Below are 18,965 nucleotides of genomic sequence, written 5' to 3' on the forward strand. Positions count from 1 at the left end.
GGGGCGGGCCCCCCCCCCCGGCGCCGCCCCTGCGGGTGCGGGGGGGCCCCGCGGGCTTTTCGGGGTGGGGGGGCGCGGGGCGGGCGGGGGCCCGCCCGCCGGGGGGGGACGGGCGGCCCGACGGCTCAGCGCCCGCGCAGCGCGCGGTAGCGGGCGACCAGCTCGGCGGTGGAGCTGTCCAGCTGCTCGGCGCCCTCGCCGGAGAGCAGCACCGGCTCGATCCGCTTGGCGAGCACCTTGCCCAGCTCGACGCCCCACTGGTCGAAGGAGTCGATGTTCCAGATCGCGCCCTGGACGAACACCTTGTGCTCGTAGAGCGCGACCAGCTGGCCGAGCACCGACGGGGTCAGCTCGCCGGCCAGGACGGTGGTGGTCGGGTGGTTGCCCTTGAACGTCTTGTGCGGGACGAGCTCGGCCGGCACGCCCTCGGCCTCGACCTCCTCGGCGGTCTTGCCGAAGGCCAGCGCCTGGGTCTGGGCGAAGAAGTTGGCCAGCAGCAGGTCGTGCTGAGGGACCAGGCCCGGGAGCAGGTCGGCGACCGGCCGGGCGAAGCCGATGAAGTCGGCCGGGATCACCTTGGTGCCCTGGTGCAGCAGCTGGTAGTAGGCGTGCTGGCCGTTGGTGCCCGGGGTGCCCCAGACGACCGGGCCGGTCTGCCAGTTCACCGGGTTGCCCGCGCGGTCCACCGACTTGCCGTTGGACTCCATGTCCAGCTGCTGGAGGTAGGCGGTGAACTTGGACAGGTAGTGCGAGTAGGGCAGCACCGCGTGCGCCTGGGCGTCGAAGAACGCGCCGTACCAGACGCCGAGCAGGCCCAGCAGCAGCGGGACGTTCTCCTCCGGCGGGGCGGTGCGGAAGTGCTCGTCGACGAGGTGGAAGCCGTCCAGCATCTCGCGGAAGGCGTCCGGGCCGATGGCGAGCATCAGCGAGAGGCCGATCGCCGAGTCGTAGGAGTAGCGGCCGCCGACCCAGTCCCAGAACTCGAACATGTTGGCCGTGTCGATGCCGAAGTCGTGCACGCCCTGGGCGTTGGTGGACAGCGCGACGAAGTGCTTGGCCACCGCCCCGGTGCCGGCGTCCAGTCCGTCGAGCAGCCAGGTGCGGGCCGAGACCGCGTTGGTGATGGTCTCGATGGTGGTGAAGGTCTTCGAGGCGACGATGAACAGCGTCTCGGCGGGGTCCAGGTCGCGGACGGCCTCGTGCAGGTCGGCGCCGTCCACGTTGGAGACGAAGCGGACGTCGAGGTCACGCTTGGCGAAGGAGCGGAGCACCTCGTAGGCCATGGCCGGGCCGAGGTCGGAGCCGCCGATGCCGATGTTGACGACGGTGCGGATCGGCTTGCCGGTGTGGCCCTTCCACTCGCCGCCGCGGACCCGGTCGGCGAAGGCGGCCATCTTGTCGAGGACGGCGTGCACGCCGGGCACGACGTTCACGCCGTCGACCTCGACGACGGCGCCGCGCGGGGCGCGCAGCGCGGTGTGCAGGACGGCGCGCTGCTCGGTGTTGTTGATCTTCTCGCCGCGGAACATCGCGTCCCGCAGCTCGGCGACGCCGGTGGCCGCGGCGAGCTCGCGCAGCAGCTCCAGGGTCTCGTCGGTGACCAGGTGCTTGGCGTAGTCGACGTGCAGGTCGCCGACCCCGAGGGTGTAGCGGCGACCGCGCTCGGGGTCGGCGGCGAACAGCTCGCGCAGGTGCGTGTCGCCGAACTCGGCGCGGTGTTTGCCGAGGGCGGCCCACTGCGGGGTGCGGTCGAGCGGCGTGCGGGCGTCGGCGCTGGTCTCCGACATCGGTGTTCCTCGATTCATCTGGGTGCAGATACCGGCAGGGCCAGGCGGTGAGGGTCTCTTCGCGAGGTCGTGCGGGTTCCGGTGGTGCGCCGACTCCGTTGACGGCCTGCCCGGGGCCAGCCTATGCAACGCCGGAGGGAGCGGCGCACATTCCGTACGGGCACGTCCGGAGTGCGGTGGACTGCGGGTGGACTGCGGTGGACTCCGGGTGGACGCTCCGGCACGAACGGCGCGTCACTTGCGTTCGGAGCGCAGGTCGAGCCCGCGCAGCACCTGGTCGACGAGCTCCGGGTCGGCGCCGAGCTCGCTGCGGGCGACCAGCATCTCGCGCCGCGAGGCGGCGATCATCTCCTGCTCGACGTCCCGGGCGGCCCGCCACTGGGAGAGCCGCAGCTTCGCCTCGGAGGCCTCCTCCTCGGCGTACTTCTCGGGGCAGAGCCGGGCCAGCCGGTCGTGCTGACGGTCCCGCAGGCGGTCGGCGACCTCGGCGGGCATCCGGTCCTGCTCCTCCAGTTCGCCCAGCCGGTCGAGCCCGGCCCGGGCGGCGCGCCACCAGAGCTGACGGACGGCCTGTTCGTGCCGGTCCTGGTCGAGGTCGAGCTGGAAGCGCTTGGCCAGCCAGGGCAGGCTCAGGCCCTGGACGAGCAGCGTGAACAGCACCACACTGAAGGCGATGAAGACCAGCCGGCCGCGCTCGGGGAAGCCGGCGCCGGAGTCGACGGTGAGCGGGATAGCCAGGGCGAGGGCGACGGTGGCGACCCCGCGCATGCCGGACCACCAGAGGACCACGCTCTCTTTCCAGCTGAACGGGGTGTCCTCGTCGTCCCCCGCGCGCAGCCGCCGGGACAGCCAGCCGGCCGGGAGCAGCCAGAGCAGGCGGACCACGACGACGACCGCGATCACCATGCTCGCGTCGCCGATGAAGCCGGTCCAGCCCTGGCCGGCCTCCTTGAGCACGGTGGCGAGTTCGAGGCCGATCAGGCCGAAGGCGACGCCGGTGATGAGGATCTCGACGACCTCCCAGAAGGCGTTGCCGACCAGCCGGTAGGAGACGGCGTCCGCGTCGGCGGCCCGTTCGGCGAGGTAGAGCGCGCAGACGACGACGGCGAGCACGCCGGAGCCGTGGATCTCCTCGGCGATCGTGTAGGCGGCGAACGGGACCAGGAGGTTGAGCGCGACCTGCTGGGTCGGGTCCTCCAGGAGCTCGGCGAGCTTGGTGTTGACCCAGCCGAGCGCGACGCCGACGACGACGGCGAGCACCGCCGACAGGACGAAGCGCAGCACCGCGTGGCCGGGCGAGAAGTCGCCGCCGACCACGGCGTCGATGGCGAGCGAGTAGATGACGATCGCGGTGACGTCGTTGAACAGGCCCTCGCTCTCCAGGATGGCGACCAGGCGGCGCGGCAGGCCGACGCTGCCGGCCACGGCGACGGCCGCGACCGGGTCGGGCGGGGAGACCAGCGCGCCGACCGCGACGGCCGCGGCGAGCGGCAGGGCGGGCAGCAGCCAGTGGACGGCGCCCGCCACCGCGATCGTGGTGACCACGACGAGGGCCACGGCCAGCAGCAGGATCGAGCGGATGTTGGCCTTGAAGTAGCGCACCGAGGAGCGCCGGGCGACGGCGAAGATCAGCGGCGGCAGGACCAGCGGGAGGATCAGCTCGGGTTCGACGGAGATGTCCGGGATCTGCGGCACGAGCGCCATGACGATGCCGAGCAGCGTCATCAGGACCGGCTGCGGGACGCCGGTGCGGCGCGCGAGCGGCAGGGTCACCACCGAGGCGAGCAGCACCAGGAAGAACAGGGGCAGCTGGCCCACGGGGGGTTTCCTCTCGACGACGGACGGCTGGGCGGCGGACGGCCCGCGGCGGACGGCGGGGACGACCGGGCGACGGACGGCTGAGCGCCGCCCAGGATAAATCTGACAATGCGCCCATCCGGGAGGACACGCCGGGAAGGCAGTTGACCTCAAGCGCACTTGAGGTCAGATGATCGGAAGGAAGCACCGGCCGCACCACCGACGAGAGGCAGGACCCCCCGATGAAGGCAGTCACCGTCCCCGAGCCCGGCGGCCCGGAGGCCCTGCGGGTCGTCGAGGTGGCCACCCCCACCGCCGGGCCGGGCCAGGTGCGGGTCCGGGTGTACGCCGCCGGGGTGCAGCCGGTGGACCTCGCCATCCGGGCGGGCTTCCGGCCGCCGGGCGTCGTGGCCGAGGGCCCGCTGGTGCTCGGCAACGAGTTCGCCGGCGTGGTCGACCAGCTCGGACCCGGCAGCTACGGCTGGGAGGTCGGCGACGAGGTGATCGGCTTCCGGGTACTCGACAGCCAGGCCGAGTTCGTCGTCGTGGACACCTCGCACCTGGTCGCCAAACCGGCCGGGATGCCCTGGGAGCAGGCCGGCTCGCTCTCCGCCTCCGGCCAGACCGCGCACATGGCCCTCGACCTGCTCAAGGTCGGCCCGGGCGACACCGTGCTGGTGCACGGCGCCTCCGGCGGCGTCGGCACGGTGGCCGTCCAGCTCGCCCGGGCCTACGGCGCGACCGTGATCGGCACCGCGAGCGAGCGCAACCACGACTACCTGCGCGAACTGGGCGCGATCCCGGTCGCGTACGGCGACGGACTGGTGGAACGGGTCCGGGCGCTCGCGCCGGACGGCGTGGACGCCGCGTTCGACGCCGCCGGGCGGGGCGCGCTGGAGGCCTCGGTCGAGCTGGTCGCCGACCGGGACCGGATCGGCACGGTCGTCGACTACGCGACCGCCGAGCGGCTCGGGCTGCGGCAGCTGCGCGCGGAGCGGACGGCCGCCCGGCTGGCCGAGCTGGTCGAGCTGTGGGAGGCGGGCGGCCTGCGCCTGGAGGTCGCCGAGACCTTCCCGCTGGAGCGCGCCGCCGACGCCCACCGGATGGTCGCCACCGGGCACGTCCGGGGGAAGGTCGTCCTCACCGCGTGACGCCCGTCGGCGGGGCGCCCCGGGCCGATTGTGTGTTTCCGCCGCTGACCAGGTAATGTTCTCCGCGTCAGCAGGCGCCGCTAGCTCAGTTGGTTAGAGCAGCTGACTCTTAATCAGCGGGTCCGGGGTTCGAGTCCCTGGCGGCGCACAGACAGCCGGAAGGCCCTTCGCGAGAGCGGGGGGCCTTCCGGCGTTTCGGCGTTCCCCCTGGGCCGGGGGCGGCCGGTGGCAGGAAAGGTGGGAAACAGGTCATTGCTGCCGTTCCGGCCCGCTGACAGGCTGACCGCATGAGAACGCGCAGCGTGGTCGTCGTCCTCTACGACGGCGTGCAGAGCCTGGACGTCACCGGCCCCCTGGAGGTGTTCGCGGGAGCGGGCGCCGCCGCCGGGCGGCCGGGTGCGTACCGGGTCACGCTCGCCGCCGCGGGCGGCGGGCCGGTGCGCAACTGCAGCGGCCTGCGGGTGCTGCCGGACGCGGACCTGGCCGACGTCGGGCCCGTGCACACCCTGCTGGTGCCCGGCGGGGAGGGCACGGACGCGCCGGATCCGGCCCTGGTGACCCGGATCCGGGAGCTGGCCGACCGGGCCGAGCGGGTGGCGTCGGTGTGCACCGGCGCCTTCCTGCTCGCCGAGGCCGGGCTGCTCGCCGGGCGCCGGGCGACCACCCACTGGGCGTACTGCGACGCCCTGGCCCGGCGGTTCCCCGACGTCGAGGTCGACCCCGACCCGATCCACGTCCGGGACGGGCACGTCGCGACCTCGGCCGGGGTCACGGCCGGCATCGACCTCGCGCTCGCCCTGGTCGAGGAGGACCTCGGGCGCGACGCCGCGCTGCTGATCGCCCGCCACCTGGTGGTGTTCCTGCGCCGGCCGGGCAACCAGGCCCAGTTCAGCACCCAGCTGGCCGCCCAGGTGGCCGCACGGCACCCGTTGCGCGAGGTCCAGCGGTGGATCGCCGAGCACCCCGAGGAGGACCTCTCGGTCGAGGCGCTGGCCCGGCGCTCGGCGCTCTCGCCGCGGCACTTCGCCCGCGCCTTCGCCGCCGAGGTCGGGGTCACCCCGGGCCGGTACGTGGACGGCGTCCGGCTGGAGGCCGCCCGGCGCCGCCTGGAGGACACCGGGGACGGGATCGAGGAGATCGCCCGCGCCTGCGGCTACGGCACCCCGGAGGCGATGCGGCGCGCCTTCGTCCGGACCCTGGCCGCACCACCCGCCGAATACCGCCGCCGCTTCCACCCCAGCCCTCCCGGAGGAAACTGATGCGCATCGCCGTCCTGCTGTACGACGACTTCACCGCCCTGGACGCCGTGGGCCCGTACGAGGTGCTGTCCCGCATCCCCGGTGCCGAGGTGGTGTTCACCGCGGCCCGGCGGGGGCCGGTCCGCACCGACATGAAGAGCCTCGCGCTCACCGCCGACGCCGCCCTCGACGAGGTCGACACCGCCGACGTGCTGCTCGTGCCCGGCGGCCCCGGGACCGAGCCGGCCCTCGCCGACGGGGAACTGGTCGACTGGGTGCGGCGGGTGGACGCGACCACCACCTGGACCACCTCGGTCTGCTCCGGCTCCCTGCTGCTCGGCGCCGCCGGACTGCTCGCCGGACGCCGGGCCACCTCGCACTGGTGCTGCCTCGACGCGCTGACCGGCTTCGGCGCCGAGCCGACCGGCACCGAGCGGGTCGTCATCGACGGCAAGTACGCCACGGCCGCCGGGGTCTCGGCCGGCATCGACCTGGCCCTGACGCTGACCGGCCGCATCGCCGGGGACGCGACCGCCGAGGCGATCCAGCTGGTCATCGAGTACGACCCGCGGCCCCCGTACTCGGCCGGTTCCCTCGCGACCGCCCCGGCGGGTCTCGCGGACTCGTTGCTGAGCACCAACCTGCTGCTCGGCTAGGGCGTTCGGTCAGCCGCGGCGGGCCGGGAAGCCGTGGGTGCGGGCGGCGAGGACCGCCGCGAGGGCGGGGAGCACCAGGGCGAGCACCGTCCACGGCAGTGCGCCGGTGCCGAGGCGGCCGAGCACGAGGCCGCCGACCACCCCGCCGCCCGCCATCGCGGCGTTCCACAGGGTGACCAGCATCGCCTGGGCCGCGTCGGCCTGCTCCCCGCCGGCGTCGCCGACGGCGGTCTGCAGCAGGGTCGGCACCCCGCCCCAGCCGAGGCCCCAGAGGAGCGCCGCGAGGTAGACCAGCGGCGCGCTGCCGGACCCGACCGCGAGGACGCCCGCCGTCACCGCGACCAGCAGCGCGCCGCCGATCGTCAGCGCACGCAGCCTGCGGTGGATGTGCGCGCCGACGAACCAGATGCTCACCAGCGAGGCCAGGCCGAAGACCAGCAGCACCGAGTCGGTCGAGCCGCCGAGCCCGGCCCGGGCGAGGAAGGGCGCGATGTAGGTGAACAGGATGGTGTGCGCGAGCACGAAGAGCAGGGTCACGGCGAGCACCGGCACGACCCCCGGCACCGTGAGCGCCCGCCGCAGCGGTGCCCGCTCCCCCGCCGTCCTGCCGGGCTGGTCCGGCAGGACGGCGGCGGTCCAGCCGATCACGCCGAGCGCCAGCGCCGTCATCGCCAGGAACGGCACCCGCCACGAGAGCGCCTGACCGGCGAAGGTGCCGGCCGGGACCCCCAGGGAGAGCGCCACCGGGATGCCGGCCATCGCGATCGCGATCGCCCGGCCCTGCAGCTCGGCGGGCACCAGCCGGCGCGCGTAGCCCGCCAGCAGCGCCCAGGCGAGACCGGCCGCCACGCCCGCGACGAAGCGGGCCGCCATCGTCAGCGGATAGTCCGAGGAGAGCGCGGTCACCGTGTTGGCGGCGGCGAAGCCGGCCATCGCGACGAGCAGCAGCCGCTTGCGGCTCCAGCCGGAGGTGGCCGCGGTGAGCGGGATCGCGGTGGCGGCGGTGCCGAGCGCGTAGACGGTGACGGTCTGGCCGGTCGCCGACTCGCCGACGCCGAGGGACCCGCTCATCCCGGGCAGGACACCGGCGGGCAGGGTCTCGGTCAGCGCGGTGACGAACACCGCGGTGGCGAGCGCGAGCAGGGCGGGGTACGGAAGTGCCGTACGGGATACGGGCTTCGCGGTCTGCGTGGTCTGCGTGTTCTGTGCGGTCGTCATGCGGACCATGCTCGAACCTCACACCGGTGTGAGGTTCAAGCACGGGACTGCGGGACTTCGGGACTGCGAGGCCGCGGGTCAGCGGCCGTAGTAGGCGTCGAAGTTCTTCGAGAACTCCCCTCCCCCGAACCGGTCCCAGTTGATCGACCAGGTCATCAGCCCGCGCAGGTTCGGCTGGGCACCCGAACGCGGCACGTACGTCCCGCAGTCGGTGAGCTTGGTCAGGCAGTCCAGGGCCTTGTCCACCTCGCCCGGGGCGACGTAGCCGTTGCCCGCGTTGGTGGTGGCCGGCATGCCGATGGCGACCTTCGAGGCGGGCAGCGGCGGGAACACGTTGTTGGTGTTGCCCGCCACCGGGAAGCCCTTGAGCAGCAGGTCGGTCATCGCGACGTGGAAGTCGGCGCCGCCCATCGAGTGGTACTGGTTGTCCAGGCCCATGACGGAGCCGGAGTTGTAGTCCTGGACGTGCAGCAGGGTGAGGTCGTCGCGCAGCGCGTGGATGACCGGCAGGTAGGCGCCGGCACGCGGGTCCTGGCCGCCCCACGGGCCGGAACCGTAGTACTGGTAGCCGAGTTGGACGAAGAACGTCTCCGGCGCCATGGTCAGCACGAAGGCAGGCCCGTACGTGGCCTTGAGGGTCTTCAGCGCCGAGATCAGGTTGACGATGACCGCGCTGGTCGGGTTCCTGAAGTCGGTGTCGCCGGCGTCGAGGGAGAGCGAGTGGCCCTCGAAGTCGATGTCCAGGCCGTCCAGGCCCCACCTGTCGATGATCGCCGAGACCGAGCTGACGAAGGCGTCCCGGGCGGCCGTGGTGGTGAGCTGGACCTGGCCGTTCTGGCCGCCGATCGAGATCAGCACCTTCTTGCCCTGGGAGCGCTTCGCGGCGATCGCGGCCTTGAAGTCGGCGTCGGACTCGGCGGTCGGGCAGTCGGTGGTGGAGCAGCGGTTGAAGCGGATGTCGCCGGAGGTGGGCGAGGTGGGTTCGCCGAAGGCGAGGTCGATGAAGTCCCAGGAGTTCGGGACGTCGGCCATCCGGGTGTAGCCGGCGCCGTTGGCGAAGCTCGCGTGCAGGTAGCCGACCAGGGCGTGGCCGCCGGGCTGGGGGGTGCCGGTGGGCGTACCGGTCGGGGTGCCGGTGGACGTGCCCGTCGGGGTGCCGGTCGGGGTCGCGGTGGGCGTGGGCGACGCGGTGGGCGTAGGAGTCGACGTCGGGCTCGGGCTCGGCGCTCCCGGCCCGTCGAGCGAGACGTCGTCCGCGTAGTAGGTGCCCTGGCCGTACCAGCCGTGGGTGTACACGGTGGCACTGGTCTGCGTGGCGCCCGTGGTGAAGCTGACGCTGAGCTTCTGGTAGGCGCCGCCGGTGCCCGGGGTCCAGGTGCTCGGGCCGCCGCCGTCGACGCCGAGGTACACGTACGAGCCGTTGACCCACGCGCTCAGCGTGTAGGTGGTGCCGGGGGCGACGGCGACGGTCTGCGCGCACTGGGCGGTGTCGCTCGCGCCGGCGGCCCCGGCCAGGGCGTGACTCCCGCTGTGCACCGGGCTGGCGACGACGCTGCCGGTGCCGGCGGAGCAGCTCCAGGGGCCGAGCGAGCCGGACTCGAAGCCGCCGTTGACCAGGAACTCGCCGGCCGAGGCGGCGGGGGCGAGGCCCAGGGTGAGGCCGGCCAGGGTGGCCGCGGCGACGGCGGAGGCGGTGCCGGCGGCGAGCGCGGCGCGGGACGGGCGCCGACGGGAGGTCGGGGGAGTTCTGCTCATGCGGGGGCTCCTGCGGGGCGTGGTCGTGGGGGACGTCCGAGGGCACGCCGGAGCACGCGCCAGTGGGGGGAACGGCCCGGCCTGGCACCCAAGTTGGACTAGACCACTGAAGTGGATGCGGCGGGGCGGTGTCAATGGTCCAGACCGGTCGGGGCCCGCCCCCGCGGCCCGCCCCGGTTGCCGGGCGTGACACCCCGTCGAAGGATGGAGGGGTGACCTCGCCCGGCTACCTCCGCTACCCCCACCTGCACGGGGACCTGCTCGCCTTCACCGCGGAGGACGACGTCTGGATCGCCCGGCTCACCGGCGGCGCCACCACCGACCGGGCCTGGCGGGTCACCTGCGACCGCACCCGGGTCAGCCACCCCCGCTTCTCCCCCGACGGCGCCACCCTCGCCTGGACCAGCTGGCTCGGCCTCACCCCCGAGGTGTGGACCGCCCCCACCACCGGCGGCGAGGCGCAGCGGCTCAGCCACTGGGGCAGCCAGGACACCCGGGTGCGCGGCTGGCTGCCGGACGGCGAGGTGCTCGCCGTCACCTCCTTCCACGAGCCCTTCGGCCACTACACCTGGGCGCACGCGCTGCCCCCGGACGGCTCCCCCGGCCGCCGGATGCCCTGGGGACCGGTCGGCGACGCCCAGATGAGCCGTGACCGCACCGTCCTGCTCACCGGCGCCGCCCCGCACGAGCCCGCCGCGTGGAAGCGCTACCGCGGAGGCGCCACCGGCCGGCTCTGGGTGGACGGCGAGCAGGTGCTCCCCGGCCACCGCGGCCACCTCGCCTCACCGATGACCGTCGGCGAGCCCCCCGACGACCGGATCGCCTTCCTCTCCGACCACGAGGGCATCGGCAACCTCTACTCCTGCCGGCCCGACGGCACCGACCTGCGCCGCCACACCGACCACGCCTCCTACTACGCCCGCGAGGCCGCCACCGACGGCACCCGGATCGTCTACCAGCACGCGGGCGACCTCTGGCTGCTGGACGGCCTGGACGCCCCCGCGCCGCACCGGCTGCACGTCCCGCTCGGCGGTGCGCGGGCCGGGCGCCGCCCCTACCAGGTCGGCGCCGCGAGCCAGGTCAAGGACCTCGCCTGCGACCAGACCGGCCGGACCGGGGTGATCACGGTGCGCGGCAGCCAGTACTGGCTCACCCACAAGGACGGCCCGGCCCGCGCGCTCGCCGACACCCCGGGGGTGCGCACCCGCCTGCCGGTCATGCTCGGGCACACCGGCGAAGCCGCCTGGATCACCGACGCCGAGGGCGCGGACGCCGTCGAGGTGATGCCGCTGCCCGGGCATGACGGCCCGCTCGAACACACCAGCGGGGAACGGCACCGCCACCGGGTGCTCGCCGCCGGACGGCTCGGCCGCGTCCTGGAGCTCACCGCCTCCACCGACGGCACCCGGCTGGCCGCCGCCACCTCGGACGGGCGGCTGCTGCTCGTCACCGCCGCCGACGGCGACGTCCGCGAGGTCGCCGCCTCCGCCCACGGGCCCGTCTCCAGCGCCCGGTTCTCCCCCGACTCCCACTGGATCGCCTGGTCCCAGCCCGCCGCCGGGCGCTCGCTGCGCCGCATCCGGCTCACCCGCGCCGACGCGCCCGCCCCGATCACCGACGTCACCGACGGGAGGTTCGAGGACGAGCAGCCGGTGTTCACCCGGGACGGCCGCTACCTGGCCTTCCTGTCCTGGCGCGGCTTCGACCCCGTCCACGACGTCCACACCGGCGACCTCTCCTTCCCGCTCGGCTGCCGCCCCTACCTCGTCCCGCTCACCGCCGACACCCCGTCCCCGTTCGCCGCACCGGCCGAGGACGGCGGCCCGCGCGGGGACGGCGGCGGCGACGGCACCGTCCGGGTCGACCCGCAGGGCATCGGCGAGCGGCTGCTGCAGTTCCCGGTGATCGCCTCCAAGTACTCGGCCACCGACGCCGTCCGCGGCGGCCTGGTCTGGCTGCGCTGGCCGATCTCCGGCACCCTCGGACAGACCTTCACCAGCCCGGACGACACCTCCGGCCGCCCCTCGCTGGAGCACTTCGACCTCGCCCGCGGCACCCGCTCCACCCTGGTCGACAAGCTCGACGGGTACGCGGTGTCCGGCGACGGCGGCTCGATCGCGGTCTACTCGGCCGGGACCCTGCGGATCGTCCCGGTCGGCGCCCCCTCCGCCGGCACCCCGGTGGACCTGCGCCGGATCAACCACACCGTGCACCCCGCCGCCGAGTGGCGCCAGGCCTACCACGAGGCCGCCCGGATCGTCCGGGACCAGTTCTGGGACGACCGGATGTCCGGCCTCGACTGGCCCGCCCTGGTCGCCCAGTACGAGCCGCTGCTCGACCGGATCGCCGGGCCGGACGACTTCGCCGACCTGCTGCGCGAACTCCTCGGCGAACTCGGCACCTCGCACGCCTACGTCACCCCGTCCCGCCGCGGCGAGGGCCCCTCGCTCGCCCAGCAGCCGCTCGGCCTGCTCGGCGCCAACGCCCACCGCTCCCCCGACGGCCGCTGGCTGGTCGACCGGGTGCTGCCCGGCGAGTCCTCCGACCCGCGCGCCCGCGCCCCGCTCGCCGCCCAGGGCGTGCGCGACGGCGACGAACTGCTGGAGATCGGCGGGCGCCCGGTCGACCCGGTGCGCGGCCCGCTCCCGCTGCTCGCCGGCACCGGCGGCACCACCGTCGAGATCGGCCTGCGCAGCGACCCCGACTCCCCCGTGCGGCGGATCACGGTGACCCCGCTGACCGACGAACGGCCGCTGCGCTACCAGGACTGGGTGGTCAAACGCCGCGCCCTGGTACGGGAGTTCAGCGACGGGCGGTGCGGCTACCTGCACATCCCCGACCTCGGCGGCTCCGGCTGGGCGCAGTTCAACCGCGACCTGCGCCGCGAGCTCGACAAGCCCGCCCTCGTGCTCGACGTCCGCGGCAACGCCGGCGGCAACGTCTCCGAACTCGTCCTGGAGAAGCTCACCCGGCGCGTCCTCGCCTGGGACTTCACCCGCGACCGCCAGCCCGTCCGCTGGCCGCGCAACGCCCCGCGCGGGCCGGTGGTCGCCCTCGCCGACGAGGCCACCAGTTCGGACGGCGACGTGATCATCGCGGCGATCGAACTGCTCGGCCTCGGACCGGTGGTGGGCACCCGCACCTGGGGCGGGGTGGTCGGGATGACCGGGCGGCACACCCTCGGCGACGGCACCCAGATCTCGGTGCCGAAGAACGCGTCCTGGTTCACCGGCGGACTCGGCTGGTCCGTGGAGAACCACGGCGTCGAACCCGACGTGCACGTGCTGCGGGGCCCGCGCGACTGGGCCGGCGGGCGGCACCCGGAACTGCACACGGCCGTCCAGCTGGCGCTGGAGCTGCTGGAGGACGCCCCCGCCGCCGCGCCCCCGCCGGACGACACCCCCCGGCCGGACCTGCGGCGCCCGCCGCTGCCGCCGAGGGGCTAGGGAGTGTCCTTCGGATCAGTCCCAGGGGTCGCCTTCGGCCGTCATGTTCTCGGCGGCCCGCCGGTCGGCCTCGGCCTGGTCCTGGACCTGCTGCCGCTGCGACTCGTGCATCTCGCGCGTCCGCTCGATGTCGTCGCTGTACGCGTCGGCCGCCTCGTCGTGCGCGAGCGCGGCCCGTTCGGTGGCGTCCGGCCCGGCGGCCTCGTGCCCCCTGTGGAAGATCCTGTCCAAGATGCCCATGACTCCTCCTCCGGACGGATACCGGGCTGTCCCCCACTCTCACACCACGACCGGACGGGCGCACGTCGGGCCTCGACGCGGCGTGCGTTGAGTCTTTGGTCCCGGTCGAACGCATCGAAGGGCCGTAGCGGGCCGGTCCCGGCCGGGCGGACGGTGGGGGTGTGAGGAACGCCATCGACGAACAGCACGGCGGCCCGCGCCGCCTGGTCGGGCCGCTCGCCGCGCTGGACGGGCGGCTGCCCGGCCCGCACGACCTGCTGCTCATGCAGTGCCCCGGCTCGCTGCGCCCGCTCGGCGGCGGCGAACTCCCGGACTGGGCACGGGCGGTGCTCCGCGCGCACCCGTGGGTGACGGTCGCCAGGGCGCCCGCCGTGGTCGGCTCCCCGGTGGACACCCCGCACCCGGTGCGCTGCACCGGGGACGTCACGGCGCCCGAGCACTGGATCCCGGTGACGGTGCGCGGCCCGCACCGCGGCCAGCTGCTGCACGCGCTCGCGCCCTGGGCGGCGGTGGCCCGCACCTTCCGTCCCGAGCAGCTCCCGGCCCGGCGGGCCCTGCTGGCGCCGGGCCGGGTCGCGCAGGTCCCGGGGCTCGCCCTGCTGCCGGCGGTCGGCGAGCTGGCGGCGGACCACCGGCTGGCCTGGGGCCCGATCGGCGCCGTCGGCTACGAGCTGGGCACCGGCGTGCCGGTGACCGGACCGCTCAGCCCGCTGCGGCTGGTGGTGCGCGCCCCGCAGCCGGTCAGCCGGCGGGACGCGCTGCAGCTGCGGCGCGCGCTGAGCAAGCTGCGCGTGCCCGTGCAGGCCGAGCTGGAGACCCGGCACGGCTCGGTGCTGCTGGCCGAGTACGCGGCGGCGCCGCTCACGCTCACCCTGCTGACGCCGGAGGGGCCCCGGGAGGTCCACGATCCGTGGTTCCCCCGGGGCCCCTCGGGCGGGGCGGTCAGCCGCTGACGCTGGGGGCGCCGGTCTCCAGGTGGCCGGTGAACCGCTGCGACCAGCTGCTGTCGGCGTCCACCGTGACGGTGAAGTCGTACCAGCCGTTGTTGTAGGCCACCGCGTTGAAGAAGTCGCTGGTGCTGCCGCCGGCCGGCACCCGGTACGTCCAGGGGCCGTCCGTGCGGTAGTTGTTCGACGCGATGGTGAAGGTGAGGGCCGTGCTGCCGGTGTTGGCCAGCGCGAAGTAGAGGGCCAGCTTGCCGGTGCCCGGCTCGACCGCGTACGAGGCGGTGACGGCCGCGTTCTTGCCCGCCTTGGTGGCGTCGCCCTTGAAGCGGCGCAGGAAGCGGTTGGGGCCGACCACCGTGAGGTCGTACGGGCCGTTGCCGAAGCCGGTGCCGCAGTTGAAGAAGTCGCTGGTGCCGGCGCCCGGGTCGACGGTGTACTGCCACGGGCCGCCGCTGCGGTAGGCGTTGACGTAGGCCGAGAAGTGGGCCGACTTGGTGGCGGTGCCCCCGTTGGCCATCCTGATCCAGACCTTCATGACCCCGCCGGAGCCGAACTCCAGGTGGTCCAGGTTGGCGTTGGGCTGGTAGGGCAGCGCGCGGGCCGGGCGGGTGCCGGACTCCTGGACGGGCAGCTGGTTGTTGACCGGCGCCGGGTTGGACAGCGGGCCGCAGGCGGCGAGGCCGATGGTCTGCGAGGTGTCGGGCAGCGCCGGGAGGCCGTAGACCGGGTTGGCGAAGTCGAACGCGCTGGTCAGGTCACCGCACACGCGCCGGCGCCAGTCGCTGATGTTCGGGCAGGTGGCGGGCGCGCCGATGGCGGCCGTCCAGGTCTCCAGGAAGCGCAGCACCGAGGTGTGGTCGAAGGTCTCGGAGTTGACCCAGCCGCCGCGGGTCCAGGGCGAGACCGCGATCATCGGGACGCGGAAGCCGAGACCGATGTTGGTGCCGCTGTAGAACTCGCCCGGGGTGCCGGCCGGGGCGGCCGGCGGCGGGACGTGGTCGAAGAAGCCGTCGTTCTCGTCGTAGTTGATGAACAGGACGCTGGAGTCGAAGACGTTCGGGTCGGCGTTGAGCGCGTCGATCACGTTGTGGACGAAGTGCGCGCCGTCGGCCGGGGTGGCGTACGGGTGCTCGGAGGAGGCCTGGTCGGGGACGATCCAGGAGACCTGCGGGAGGGTGCCGGCCAGCACGTCGGCCTTGATCGCGGCGACGATGTCGTCCGGGGTGCTGCCGGTGACGGCGGGCACGGACGCCATGCCCTTGACGGCCAGGGCGCTGCCGGCCGGGGCGCCCGCGAACTGGCTGAAGTAGGCGAGGGCGTTGTCACCGTAGTTGTCGGCGGCGTTCTGGTAGACCTTCCAGCTCACGCCGGCGGCCTCCAGGGCCTCGGCGTAGGTCTGCCACCGCAGGCCCTTCTCGTCACCGCCGTCGTAGGCGGGGCCGCCCGCGGTGCCGGCCGGGTCGATCTGGCCGGACCAGTGGTAGGTGCGGTTGGGGCCGGTCGCGCTGAGCACCGAGCAGTGGTACGCGTCGCAGATGGTCCAGTTCTCGGCCAGCGCGTAGTGGAACGGGATGTCCTGGCGGGTGAGGAAGCCGAGGGTGCGGACGTTGCCCTTGGCCGCGACCCAGGAGTCCATCCTGCCGTTGTTCCAGGCCTTGTGCTGGTCGCTCCAGCCGTGGGCGAGGTCGCCGTTGCACTGGGCGAGGCGCTCGGGGTCGGCGCCGCCGGCCGGCTTGGTGAGGCTGAACTGCCAGGGGTACTGGCGGCCGGTGCCGTTCGGCTGGTTGAACACGCTGTAGCCGCCGGCGATCTGGATCGCGCTGCGGTCGGCGAAACCGCGCACGCCCTTCATCATGCCGAAGTAGTGGTCGAAGCTGCGGTTCTCCTGCATGAGGATCACCACGTGCTGCACGTCCGCGATGGTGCCGGTCTGCGACAGCGCCGCGGTGTTCACGGCGGCGGGCGCCGCGCCCGCGGCGGTCGGGGCCGCCCCCGCGCCCCCGGCACCGGTCATGGCCAGGCCCGCGGCGGCGGCTCCGGACAGCGTCACGAACTTCCTACGACTCAGCTCGGCCATCAGCCCAGCCCGTCCCTTCACTACCGATGTTGTGTGCACAAGTCGGGGCTCATCGATCGCGGAGCAGTCTCCACCGGCGCCGAACCGGCCCACCAGATGCGGGCGGGAGGGTTGGTGGACTGTTCGTCCGGCCGTCATCGAGCGACCACCGGCTGAACGGGGGACGGAAACTCCGAGGATGTGAAGGGGAGGGGGACCGGCCGGCGGGCCTCAGCGGTCCTGGACGGTGATGCCCAGGGCGTGGGCGAACTGCGGCGCCAGCTCCAGGAGTTGGTGCGAGTTGATGATCGCGCCGCGCAGCCCCAGGTGGCCGTCCGGGAGGCCGAGGCGGGCGGCGCCGCGCAGGTCCGTCCTGGTCAGCGCGGCCCCGCGCAGGTGGACCTCCTCCAGCGTCGAACCGGGGAACGACACCTGGGTGAGCTTCGCGTCGGCGAAGTCGACGTCGCGCAGCAGGCAGTCCTCGAAGACGACGTCCCGCAGGACGGCTGCCCGCAGGTTGACCGCCTCCAGCTTGCAGCCGCGGAACACCACCCGGCGCACGGCCGAGCCGTGCGCGGCGATCCCGGCCAGCACGCCGCCGACGAAGGCGCTGTCCTGCCACTCGCCGTCGCTCAGGTCGCAGGCCACCCAGCGGCCGGACTGCACCCACACGTCGGTGAAGCGGGCCTGGCGCAGCTTGACGCCGCTGAAGGCGACGCCGGTGAGCGCGCACTCCAGGAACGTCGCCCCGGCGGCCGCCTGGTCGGTGTACTCGCCGCCGTCGAAGTGCACGGTGTCGTAGCGCTCGTCGGCGCGCAGCGGCCCGGTGTGCGGGCGGAGCAGGTCGGCGAAGCGCAGGTCGGCGAGGCGGTCGGGGAAGTCGGGCACGTTGGGGGCGGTGTTCGGCACGGGGGCGGCACCTCGCGGGGTCGGGCGGACGGGGTCTCGCCCGCATGCTCGCACGCGCCACCGACAGAACCGGGGGTGCCCGGCCGCGGCCCACGGCGGCCGGGCGGTTCCGGGGGTCGGTCAGCCGCGCGCCCAGAGGGAGTTGACCCGGCTGCGCTCGGTGCCGTTCGGGTAGGGGTTGGTGCAGGACGGGCCGGGCCCGCCGCCGGACATCAGCTCGCTGCACGGCCCCGAGTAGTGGTCGGGCAGGCCGAGCACGTGCCCGGTCTCGTGGGCCGTCACCCGCAGCGAGTTGTACTGCCGGTTCTGCTGGTAGTCGAGGAAGACGTACCCGCGCCCGTGGCCGTCGGTGCTGGCGTACGAGCCGCGCGAGTCGTTGCCCTCGTAGTAGCGGAAGTCGGCGGCCGAGCCGGCGCGCAGCTGGACGTTGCCCACCGAGCCGTTCCAGATCTGCGCGGCCTGGGATATCTGGGTGCGGAACGACGGGGCGCTGCTGGCGTCGTAGGTGACGACGACGGTCGCGAGGTTCGGGTTGGCGGCCTGCTTGGCCTTGGCGGAGGCCATGACGGCCTGGAAGAACGCCTGGTTGTCGGCCGCCTCGGCGGCCGAACCGGCGTACGCCGAACCGGCGGACGCGGAGGCGGTGTAGCCGGAGGCCGCCCGGGCGGCGGGTGCGGCGACGGCCGTCCCCGGCAGGGCGGCGAGACCCGCGGCGAGTGCCAGGCCGAGGGCGGCGGACAGCACGGATCGAGGCATGACGGATCGAGACATGTGGGGGCTCCGATTCCTGCGGTGCGTGGCCGGTGGGGGCCGGCCGTGGGGGGCACCTGGTGAACGGGTGATGTCCACCGAGCTTCGGGCAGCGCGGCGGCGGGGCGGATGATGTCAACCCGCGATAGCCCTGTCCAATACCCCCGATTTTCCCGGCCTTTGAATCGGCTTTGGCTTGACTTGACCCTTTCTCACCCCTGGCATTCCGCTGCCCGGGCGATTAGGCTCCGCCCCGGGGAAGCAACCGCGCGGCGGGCCGCCCCATTCCGGCCGGACGGCCCGCCGCACCCCGATCGGGCCCCGGCTACTCCGCGCCGTTGGCCCACAGCTCGTCGACCTGGCCGCGCTCGTTGCCGTCCGGGTAGGGGTTGGTGCAGGACGGGCCGGGTCCGCCGCCGGACATCAGCTCGCTGCACGGCCCCGAGTAGTGGTCGGGCAGGCCGAGCACGTGCCCGGTCTCGTGCGCGGTGACGCGCAGGGAGTTGTACTGCTGGTTCTGCTGGTAGTCGAGGAAGACGTACCCGTGGCCGTGGCCGTCGGTGCTGGCGTACGAGCCGCGCGAGTCGTTGCCCTCGTAGTAGGAGAAGTCGCCCTGACCGCCGCTCTCCTGGAGCTGGACGTTGCGCACCGACCCGTTCCAGATCTGCGCGGCCTGGGATATCTGGCTGGTGAAGGACGGTGCGTTGCCGGTGTCGTAGGTGACGGTGACGGTCAGCAGCCACGGGTTGGCGGCCTGCTTGGCCTTGGCGGAGGCCATGACGGCCTGGAAGAACGCCTGGTTGTCGGCGGCTTCGGCGGCCGAACCGGCGTACGCCGAGCCGGCCGCGGGCGTGTAGCCCGCGACGCTCGCGGCCGGTGCGGCGGGTGCGGCGACGGCCGTCCCGGGCAGGGCGGCGAGACCCGCGGCGAGCGCGACGCCGAGGGCGGCGGACAGCACGGATCGGGACATGACGGATCGAGACATGTGGGGGCTCCGGATCGCGAAACGCCCGGC

14 protein-coding genes and 1 tRNA gene are annotated in these 18,965 nt (G+C 74.0%); 6 read left to right on the forward strand and 9 right to left on the reverse strand.

Annotated features, from left to right (window positions below):
- Positions 1–125: 125 nt before the first annotated feature.
- A complete protein-coding gene (pgi, locus tag ACFV4F_RS35070; RefSeq protein WP_380508761.1) occupies positions 126–1,787 on the reverse strand; it encodes a glucose-6-phosphate isomerase in 1,662 nt (553 codons plus the stop codon).
- A 234-nt stretch (positions 1,788–2,021) separates the two neighbouring features.
- Positions 2,022–3,605, reverse strand: a complete 1,584-nt coding sequence (locus ACFV4F_RS35075) for a Na+/H+ antiporter (protein WP_380508764.1) — start codon at positions 3,603–3,605, stop codon at positions 2,022–2,024.
- Between the two features lie 221 nt (positions 3,606–3,826).
- Between ACFV4F_RS35075 and ACFV4F_RS35080 the strand changes: the two genes are divergently transcribed.
- From ACFV4F_RS35080 to ACFV4F_RS35095, 4 genes are all read left to right on the forward strand, one after another.
- Positions 3,827–4,735 (forward strand): NADP-dependent oxidoreductase, encoded by a 909-nt coding sequence (locus ACFV4F_RS35080; RefSeq protein WP_380508767.1) that lies wholly within the window; start codon positions 3,827–3,829, stop codon positions 4,733–4,735.
- 74 nt (positions 4,736–4,809) lie between these two features.
- Positions 4,810–4,883 (forward strand) — tRNA-Lys (locus ACFV4F_RS35085).
- Between the two features lie 139 nt (positions 4,884–5,022).
- Positions 5,023–5,994 carry a GlxA family transcriptional regulator gene (locus tag ACFV4F_RS35090; protein ID WP_380508770.1) on the forward strand — a complete coding sequence of 324 codons (972 nt, stop codon included), beginning with the start codon at positions 5,023–5,025 and terminating at the stop codon, positions 5,992–5,994.
- Positions 5,994–6,629, forward strand: coding sequence for a DJ-1/PfpI family protein (locus ACFV4F_RS35095; protein ID WP_380435220.1), 636 nt, complete (start codon positions 5,994–5,996; stop codon positions 6,627–6,629). Before ACFV4F_RS35090 ends, ACFV4F_RS35095 begins: the two co-directional genes overlap by 1 nt.
- 9 nt (positions 6,630–6,638) lie before the next feature.
- On the opposite strand, the gene ACFV4F_RS35100 is transcribed toward ACFV4F_RS35095, so the two are convergent.
- Positions 6,639–7,847 (reverse strand): MFS transporter, encoded by a 1,209-nt coding sequence (locus tag ACFV4F_RS35100; protein ID WP_380508773.1) that lies wholly within the window; start codon positions 7,845–7,847, stop codon positions 6,639–6,641.
- 78 nt (positions 7,848–7,925) lie between these two features.
- Positions 7,926–9,602, reverse strand: coding sequence for a chitinase (locus ACFV4F_RS35105; protein WP_380508776.1), 1,677 nt, complete (start codon positions 9,600–9,602; stop codon positions 7,926–7,928).
- A 134-nt stretch (positions 9,603–9,736) separates the two neighbouring features.
- Here ACFV4F_RS35105 and ACFV4F_RS35110 point away from each other — a divergent pair, with 134 nt between their 5' ends.
- Entirely contained in the window at positions 9,737–13,048 is a 3,312-nt protein-coding gene (locus ACFV4F_RS35110; protein ID WP_380508779.1) for a S41 family peptidase, read from the forward strand.
- Between the two features lie 15 nt (positions 13,049–13,063).
- On the opposite strand, the gene ACFV4F_RS35115 is transcribed toward ACFV4F_RS35110, so the two are convergent.
- Positions 13,064–13,288, reverse strand: coding sequence for a hypothetical protein (locus ACFV4F_RS35115; protein WP_380508782.1), 225 nt, complete (start codon positions 13,286–13,288; stop codon positions 13,064–13,066).
- Positions 13,289–13,449: 161 nt separating this feature from the next.
- Between ACFV4F_RS35115 and ACFV4F_RS35120 the strand changes: the two genes are divergently transcribed.
- Positions 13,450–14,241: a phosphoribosyl-dephospho-CoA transferase MdcG domain-containing protein gene (locus ACFV4F_RS35120; protein WP_380508785.1), complete on the forward strand. Its 792-nt coding sequence runs from the start codon at positions 13,450–13,452 to the stop codon at positions 14,239–14,241.
- Here the strand turns inward: ACFV4F_RS35120 and ACFV4F_RS35125 are convergent.
- The 4 genes from ACFV4F_RS35125 to snpA (ACFV4F_RS35140) form a co-directional block, all read right to left on the reverse strand.
- Positions 14,231–16,312: a phosphocholine-specific phospholipase C gene (locus ACFV4F_RS35125; RefSeq protein WP_380435214.1), complete on the reverse strand. Its 2,082-nt coding sequence runs from the start codon at positions 16,310–16,312 to the stop codon at positions 14,231–14,233. The genes ACFV4F_RS35120 and ACFV4F_RS35125 overlap by 11 nt on opposite strands.
- Positions 16,313–16,522: 210 nt before the next feature.
- Complete coding sequence (locus ACFV4F_RS35130; protein ID WP_380435213.1) at positions 16,523–17,200, reverse strand: pentapeptide repeat-containing protein; 678 nt, start codon at positions 17,198–17,200, stop codon at positions 16,523–16,525.
- A gap of 120 nt (positions 17,201–17,320) precedes the next feature.
- Positions 17,321–17,956: a snapalysin gene (snpA, locus tag ACFV4F_RS35135; protein WP_380508788.1), complete on the reverse strand. Its 636-nt coding sequence runs from the start codon at positions 17,954–17,956 to the stop codon at positions 17,321–17,323.
- Positions 17,957–18,275: 319 nt separating this feature from the next.
- Positions 18,276–18,920 carry a snapalysin gene (gene snpA, locus ACFV4F_RS35140; RefSeq protein WP_380435211.1) on the reverse strand — a complete coding sequence of 215 codons (645 nt, stop codon included), beginning with the start codon at positions 18,918–18,920 and terminating at the stop codon, positions 18,276–18,278.
- Positions 18,921–18,965: the final 45 nt, after the last annotated feature.

Origin of the sequence: Kitasatospora sp. NPDC059722, from assembly GCF_042733235.1 — a bacterium.
Taxonomy (GTDB): Bacteria; Actinomycetota; Actinomycetes; order Streptomycetales; family Streptomycetaceae; genus Kitasatospora.